The organism is Flavobacterium sp. (assembly GCF_003525665.1).
Classification (GTDB): domain Bacteria; phylum Bacteroidota; class Bacteroidia; order Flavobacteriales; family Flavobacteriaceae; genus Flavobacterium.
Map to the genome: position 1 here is coordinate 13124 of NZ_DQDX01000143.1, position 7870 is coordinate 20993.

A 7870-nucleotide genomic window follows, 5' to 3' on the forward strand; every position below is an offset into this window, starting at 1 on the left:
TCGTTCAATATTAATAGTAGATTTACAATCTATTTACGTTATAAAAATATAGTTGTTATGAGTATAAAATTTAGATTAACTCTAATGAGTTTTCTTCAGTTCTTCGTTTGGGGTGCATGGTTGATTACTGTTGCCAACTACTGGTTTGGAACTAAACAATGGAGTGGAGCCGAATTTGGAGCAATTTTTTCAACATTAGGAATTTCTTCTATAATAATGCCAGCCATTACCGGAATCATCGCTGACAAATACATTAATGCCGAAAAATTATACGGCGTTCTTCATATTTTAGGCGGAATTGCATTGCTTTATATTCCGCAAGTTGATAATCCTACTACTTTTTATTATGTGATTTTTGCTGCAATGTTGTGTTATATGCCAACGATTTCTTTGTCAAATTCTATTGCTTATAATATTTTAAAAACTAACAATTATGATGTTGTAAAGGTTTTTCCACCCATTAGAGTTTGGGGAACAATTGGCTTTATTGTAGCTATGTGGATTACCAATTTATCTGGAAATAAAGCATCTTACAATATGTTTTACCTTGCTGCAATTGCTGCAATCGCGTTAGGGTTTTATTCTTTTTCATTACCAAAATGTCCGCCACAAAAATTAATTTCAAAAGATGCAACTGTATTTGAAAAACTTGGTTTGGATGCATTCAAATTATTTGGAACTTATAAAATGGCGTTGTTTTTTATTTTTTCAATGTTTCTTGGTGGCGCTTTGCAATTGACAAACATGTATGGCGATGTCTATTTATCTGAATTTTCTAAAGTTCCAGAATATGCCGATTCCTTTGTGGTGAAATATTCTACTATTATAATGTCTATTTCTCAAGTATCTGAAACTTTGTTTATTCTTGCAATTCCGTTTTTCTTGAAACGATTTGGAATCAAACAAGTAATGTTAATATCGATGCTGGCTTGGGTTTTACGTTTCGGATTATTTGCTTATGGAAATCCAGTTGACGGTTTGTGGATGATTATTGTTTCTTGTATTGTTTACGGAATGGCATTTGACTTCTTCAATATTTCGGGTTCATTATTTATTGAAACTACAACCGATTCTAAAATTCGTTCTTCGGCTCAAGGTTTGTTCATGATGATGTCAAACGGTTTCGGAGCTTTCTTTGGCGGAATTATAAGCGGAATAGTAATTGATACTTATTTTACAGATAATGGTGTAAGAGATTGGCATAACATTTGGCTAGCTTTTGCAGGATATGCTTTAGTTATTGCGATTGCATTTGCAGTTTTATTTAAACACAAACACGAACCCAACGATGTGGCGAATGTAAGTCACTAGAAAAATAAATATAAATCCGATAGTTTTTAATTATCGGATTTTTTATTCAATACAATTGCTATCTAGCCCTGATTGTAGTGGAAATTAAAATGCCTTCATTCTTTTGAAGGCATTTTAATTGCAATGAAAAGCAGGAAAACGGAAACCAAGAAAGCACCATACCATTCGCTCCAAATAAAAAACTATTTGCACTTCTCTTTTTTCTAACGTCATTATTTGTAGATTGATAAAAAAGTAGTACTTTTGCAGTCCAAAATGCAGAGTAGAGTTTCGTTTGGAAATCAATTATTTATGTAAAACACTTTTGTTTTTCTATCGCTTAAAGAAACTCATGAAAAACAAAATACAAATTTTTTATCAGCATGTCTGAATTAAACAAAGAACAACAAGATTTTTTAAACGAATTTAACTGGCACAATTACGCAGAAGGAATTGATTTAGTTGACGAAAAAAACTTACAAGAATTTGAAGACTTAGTTTCTAAAACTTTCATCGACACAGATCAAGAAGAAGTAGTAGAAGGTGTAGTTGTTAGAATTACAGAAAGAGACGCTATTGTTGACATCAACGCAAAATCTGAAGGTGTAATTTCATTAAATGAATTTCGCTACAATCCAGGTTTAAAAGTTGGTGACAAAGTAGAAGTATTAATTGACGTTCGTGAGGACAAAACAGGTCAATTGGTATTATCTCACAGAAAAGCTAGAACAATTAAGTCTTGGGATAGAGTTATTTCTGCAAACGAAACAGGTGAAATCGTTACTGGTTTTGTTAAATGTAGAACTAAAGGTGGTATGATTGTAGATGTTTTCGGAATTGAAGCATTCTTACCAGGTTCACAAATTGATGTGAAACCAATCCGTGACTATGATGTATATGTGAACAAAATGATGGAATTTAAAGTTGTGAAAATTAATCACGAATTTAAAAACGTTGTTGTATCGCACAAAGCGCTTATCGAAGCAGATATCGAAGTTCAGAAAAAAGAAATTATTGGTCAATTAGAAAAAGGACAAGTATTAGAAGGTGTTGTTAAAAACATTACTTCTTATGGTGTGTTTATTGACTTAGGTGGTGTTGATGGATTAATCCACATTACTGACCTTTCTTGGTCTAGAATCAATCACCCAAGTGAAGTTCTTGAATTAGATCAAAAATTAAACGTAGTAATCCTTGATTTCGATGACGAAAAAACAAGAATTCAATTAGGTTTAAAACAATTAAACGCTCACCCATGGGATGCACTTGGTGCTGAACTTAAAGTTGGTGACAAAGTGAAAGGTAAAGTAGTAGTTATTGCTGATTACGGTGCTTTCATTGAAGTTGCTGAAGGTGTTGAAGGTCTAATCCACGTTTCTGAAATGTCTTGGTCTACACATTTACGTAGCGCTCAAGATTTCGTAAAAGTTGGTGATGTTGTTGAAGCAGTTGTATTAACTCTTGACAGAGACGAAAGAAAAATGTCATTAGGTATCAAGCAAATGACTCAAGATCCATGGACTGATATCACTTCTAAATACCCAGTAGGTTCTAAACATACAGGTATCGTTAGAAACTTTACAAACTTTGGTATTTTCGTAGAACTTGAAGAAGGAATTGATGGATTAGTTTACATCTCTGACTTATCTTGGACTAAGAAAATCAAACATCCATCAGAATTTGTTAACGTAGGTGACAAACTAGATGTAGTAGTATTAGAATTAGATGTTGACGGACGTAAATTATCTTTAGGTCACAAACAAACTACTGCTAATCCTTGGGACAAACATGAAGATGCATTTGCTGTTGGAACTATCCACACAGGAACAATTGCTGAAATCGTTGACAAAGGTGCTACTGTAGATTTCGGAGATGATGTTGTTGCATTTATTCCAACACGTCACTTAGAAAAAGAAGATGGTAAAAAATTGAAAAAAGGCGACGAAGCTGAATTCAAAGTTATCGAATTCAATAAAGAATTCAAAAGAGTAGTGGCATCGCACACTGCAATCTTTAGAGAAGAAGAAGAAAAAGCTGTGAAAGCTGCATCAGAATCTGTTGCTAGTTCTAACAACAACAATCAAACTTCAACTTTAGGAGATAACAATGATATCTTAGCTGAATTAAAAGCTAAAATGGAAAAAGGAGGAAAATAATTCTCTAATTTTCTAAAATAATAAAAGCTCTCAAGAAATTGGGAGCTTTTTTTTTGGTTTTATTTGAAGCTATTTCCTGCTGTACGCTATATCTTTTTATTTTTAAAGAAAAAATAAAAAGGATGCCGCTTCCATCAGGGCTAGGGCAGTCCGTTTTTATAGGAAATTTGGTTTAATGCATTGCTAATAAATTATTTTCTCCTGGCGTAAAATAGTTTACAACGTTATAAGTTTGAATATTTGTAATCGCCATTTCATCCAAAATAGAAACTAAATTACCAAAATTAGAATTTTTACTTGGTTTGATAATAACAATTGCACCTCGATCTCGATCACCAAGTTGTTCTGTTATCATTTTATTTTTCGTTAGTAATTCCTTTCTAATTCCTTCTTTGCCATAACTTAGAGTTTTTGGTTTGTCGTCAGGATATTCTAATAAGCCTTGATAGGTTATTATTTTATTGTTGTCGTCAAGTAAAATTGTGATTACTCTATCTGGTCTTGGACCACAACTAATTCCACACGTAATATCACCACCTGTATCTGGTAAACCCAAACTCATTGATTTAGGTTTGGCTAATTCAATGGTTACCATAAAAAAGATGATTAACAAAAACGAAATGCTAACCATTGCAGTAAAATCAACTTTTGTGTTTAACTTTTTGCTTCTTGGTTTGTTTAATCTACCAAAATCGTTACTGCTTTCACTCATGATATTTTATTTTTAAGGTTAAAATAAATTTGTTCACAAACTAGTCTACAATTATAACGATAGAAATAAAATGTTAGTATCTCATTTAAAGACTTTTATTAATTTTCCTTAAAAGGTCGGTTCCAAATTACATCATTAAAATTTTTACCCATCATAAAAAAGTAATAACCTACCGTTCCAACCATAGATTTAAACATAAAAAGAAAAATGATAACCGGAGCCAATGCAACCGACTTGCTCAAATTATTGGTAGGAGTGAAGTACGTTCCGATTAAGCTTATCATTAAACAGAAGACAACAAACAAAGCAATGTTTCTGATTGGTAAAACCATCAGTTTTCGATACCAACTCAAGTCAGTTCCCCATTTGTGAATTAAATAGTAGTAGTTGTTTCCGATTGGAACAAAAAGCAACGGATCATCGTAATTCTTCAGCTCAAATGCTTTGCTTGGAGCAACAATTTTAAATCCGTCTAATTTAGTATTGTGATTTTTTTCTAAGGCAGTGATCTTCGAAATGGCTTCTTCTGGTATTTCATTTTTAAATAAAGCACTGTCCAAAAATCGCAATCTGTAATCGATACATACTTTCTTAATCTGATTTTCATGGAAAATTTTATCTGTTTCCAGTAAATCGAAGTTAAATTCGTTAGATTTTGTTGAACTTTCACTTTTTAAGGTATCCAATATTTGATTTCTGTCGATTTCATTTTGCTTCAAAATCGAATAGACTTCTTGTAAAAGTACTTCTTCCGAAAGAGTTTTTTTTCTACTTATTAGCAACTCATCAACTAATGTCTTGTTGTTTAGTAACATGATTTAATTGTATTTGAATGAATTAATGACTACTTAAATACAATCTAATTTAATGAATTAGTGTGAATTACAAAATTTTATGCACCAAATTCAATTATTAAACTTATGTTAATTTTTAGAAGCTAGAAAACCAAAAGAAATTTACCAGCGTAAATGCTTCTATAAACATTTAAAAAAATAAATTATTATGAAAACTAAAAATCTTTTCTCGACATTAATCGTAGCATTTTCACTTGTAGTATCAACATCGGCATTTGCTCAAAAAGAAAAAACAGTAACTGTTGGTGGCGCGCCAATGTATCCGTCTAAAAACATTGTGGAAAATGCTGTAAATTCTAAAGATCACACAACGCTAGTTGCAGCAGTAAAAGCAGCAGGATTAGTAGAGACTTTGCAATCTAAAGGACCATTCACCGTTTTTGCCCCAACAAATGCAGCGTTTGACAAATTACCAAAAGGTACCGTTGAAACCTTATTAAAACCGGAAAACTTAAAAACATTACAAACAATTTTAACGTACCACGTAGTTTCTGGAAAAATGAATTCGACAGATATCGCTAAAGCAATAAAAGCTGGAAATGGAAAAGCAACTTTGAAAACTGTTTCTGGTGGAACGCTTACAGCTTGGATGAAAGGTAACGATTTATACTTAACAGATGAAAACGGAAATAGTTCTAAGGTTACTATTGCTGATGTTAATCAATCTAATGGTGTAATTCACGTTGTTGATTCTGTTGTTACTCCAAAATCTTAAAGTAACAAGCATTTCAACAAAAAAGTCCTGATAAACTCAGGACTTTTTTTTATATAATTTTTTTAATAACTCGCAATCGATGCGTATGTCTATTGAGTTCGGCGTTGTAAATTCCGAGATGGTCTAATCTGTCAATTCTTACTTTTCCGCTTGCGTGGATGATGTAATTGTTTTCTAACATTATTCCAACGTGAATAATTTTTCCTTCTTCATTGTCAAAAAAGGCCAAATCACCAGGTTCGCTTTCTTCAATAAAACTCAAAACTTCTCCTTGCGAAGCTTGTTGTGCGGCATCTCTCAATAATTTATAGCCGTTAAGTTTATAAACCATTTGTGTAAATCCCGAACAATCAATTCCGAAAACAGATTTTCCACCCCAAAGATACGGTGCATTCAAATACATGTAAGCCGTATTGATTAAATCCGATTTTGGTTTGACGCCACTAATTTTTAATCCTTCAAATTCATAATTCTGCGTATTTATATCAGCATGATTTAAAAAGGAAAGCGATGCACCAAGCGTAATCGGAATCAAAATATTATTTGGTGCTGAAATATATTCTACCAAATCAGAATTCAAAATCAAAGCTTCGTTGCAAAGGATATCATAGTTTTCTTTAGAGATAATTTGATATTGTTTGCTGTCAATCCAACCTTCATAATTGTCAAAATGAATTTTTATTTTAGACCATTGTTTGTCTTGTTCTAAAATTTCAAAGTGTTCACCAAAAAGTACTTGAGAAACGATTTCGCTTCTATCACTTGGTTCAAACCGCATTGGAATAACCGATAAATTACAAATGGCAAACATGCAATTAAATTAGGATTATAAAATTTTGATTAGGCTTTTTCTATTACAATTGCAGAAGCTCCACCGCCACCATTACAGATTGCAGCAGCACCAATTTTTGCATTATTTTGTTGTAAAACATTAATTAAAGTTACTACAATTCGTGCTCCAGAACAACCTAGAGGATGGCCTAAAGAAACAGCACCACCATTTACGTTGATTTTGTCGTTTGGTAATCCTAAGATTTGTGCATTAGCTAAACCAACAACAGAAAAGGCTTCATTAAATTCGAAAAAATCTACATCAGAAAGCGTTAATCCTGCTTTGTCTAATGCTTTTGGCAACGCTTTTGCTGGAGCAGTTGTAAACCATTTTGGTTCTTGAGCAGCATCAGCATAAGATTTTATGTAAGCTAATGGTTTTAATCCCATAGAAATTGCTTTTTCTTCACTCATCAAGATTACAGCAGCAGCGCCATCATTAATTGTAGAAGCATTTGCAGCAGTAACTGTTCCTTCTTTTGTGAAAACGGCATTAAGAGTTGGAATTTTATCTAATTTCACATTAGTAAATTCTTCATCTTTAGTTACCATGATTGGATCACCTTTTCTTTGCGGAACAGCAACAGGAACAATTTCTGAATCGAAATTTCCAGCTTCCCAAGCTTTTGCAGAACGCTCATACGATTGAATTGCGAAAGCATCTTGTTGTTCACGTGTAATTTTATATTCTGATGCACATAGATCAGCAGCAACTCCCATAGCATTGTTGTCGTAGGCGTCAACTAGTCCGTCTTTTTGCATTCCGTCTTGCATTGATGTTGGTCCGAATTTCACACCATTTCTCATGTGAACGTAATGCGGAATCAAACTCATGTTTTCCATTCCACCAGCAACAACAATTTCGGCATCACCAGCCATAATTGCTTGCGCTCCAAACATGATTGATTTCATTCCAGAAGCACATACTTTATTTACTGTTGTACAAATTACATCATTAGATAATCCTGCAAATAAAGCAGCTTGTCTTGCCGGAGCTTGACCAACTCCTGCTTGAACTACATTACCCATGTATACTTCATCAACTAATTTAGGGTCTAAATTAATTTTGCTTAACGCACCTTTTATTGCAGCACCACCAAGATGTGGAGCAGGAACGGTTGATAAAGCACCCATAAAACTTCCAATTGGAGTTCTTACTGCAGAAACAATTACAATTTTTTTACTCATAATATTTTATATTTTCCCGATGTTGGGATTAGTTTGTTAGTTTGTACTGCAAATTTACTATTTTTTAGGGAAAATTCATTTTACATTAAAAGATATTCGTTTATTAATTGAATATTATTAAAAT

Annotated in this window: 7 protein-coding genes; 3 read left to right on the forward strand and 4 right to left on the reverse strand. The window is 32.8% G+C overall.

Annotated elements, in window-relative coordinates; genetic code table 11:
- The first annotated feature begins 57 nt into the window (after nucleotides 1-57).
- Nucleotides 58-1311, forward strand: coding sequence for a nucleoside permease (locus DIU01_RS10065; protein ID WP_290834052.1), 1254 nt, complete (start codon nucleotides 58-60; stop codon nucleotides 1309-1311).
- Nucleotides 1312-1673: 362 nt separating this feature from the next.
- A complete protein-coding gene (gene rpsA / locus DIU01_RS10070) occupies nucleotides 1674-3446 on the forward strand; it encodes a 30S ribosomal protein S1 (protein WP_290834045.1) in 1773 nt (590 codons plus the stop codon).
- 172 nt (nucleotides 3447-3618) lie between these two features.
- On the opposite strand, the gene DIU01_RS10075 is transcribed toward rpsA, so the two are convergent.
- A complete protein-coding gene (locus DIU01_RS10075) occupies nucleotides 3619-4158 on the reverse strand; it encodes a biopolymer transporter ExbD (protein ID WP_290834046.1) in 540 nt (179 codons plus the stop codon).
- Nucleotides 4159-4256: 98 nt separating this feature from the next.
- Nucleotides 4257-4973, reverse strand: coding sequence for a hypothetical protein (locus DIU01_RS10080; RefSeq protein ID WP_290834047.1), 717 nt, complete (start codon nucleotides 4971-4973; stop codon nucleotides 4257-4259).
- A 187-nt stretch (nucleotides 4974-5160) separates the two neighbouring features.
- On the opposite strand from DIU01_RS10080, the gene DIU01_RS10085 reads away from it, so the two are divergent.
- A complete protein-coding gene (locus DIU01_RS10085; RefSeq protein ID WP_290834048.1) occupies nucleotides 5161-5727 on the forward strand; it encodes a fasciclin domain-containing protein in 567 nt (188 codons plus the stop codon).
- Nucleotides 5728-5776: 49 nt separating this feature from the next.
- Here DIU01_RS10085 and DIU01_RS10090 read toward each other — a convergent pair whose 3' ends face one another.
- Nucleotides 5777-6538 (reverse strand): C40 family peptidase, encoded by a 762-nt coding sequence (locus DIU01_RS10090; protein ID WP_290834049.1) that lies wholly within the window; start codon nucleotides 6536-6538, stop codon nucleotides 5777-5779.
- A 29-nt stretch (nucleotides 6539-6567) separates the two neighbouring features.
- The gene (locus tag DIU01_RS10095) at nucleotides 6568-7746 is read right to left on the reverse strand and encodes an acetyl-CoA C-acyltransferase (RefSeq protein ID WP_290834050.1); all 1179 of its coding nucleotides are present in this window, start codon (nucleotides 7744-7746) and stop codon (nucleotides 6568-6570) included.
- Between the last annotated feature and the right edge of the window lie 124 nt (nucleotides 7747-7870).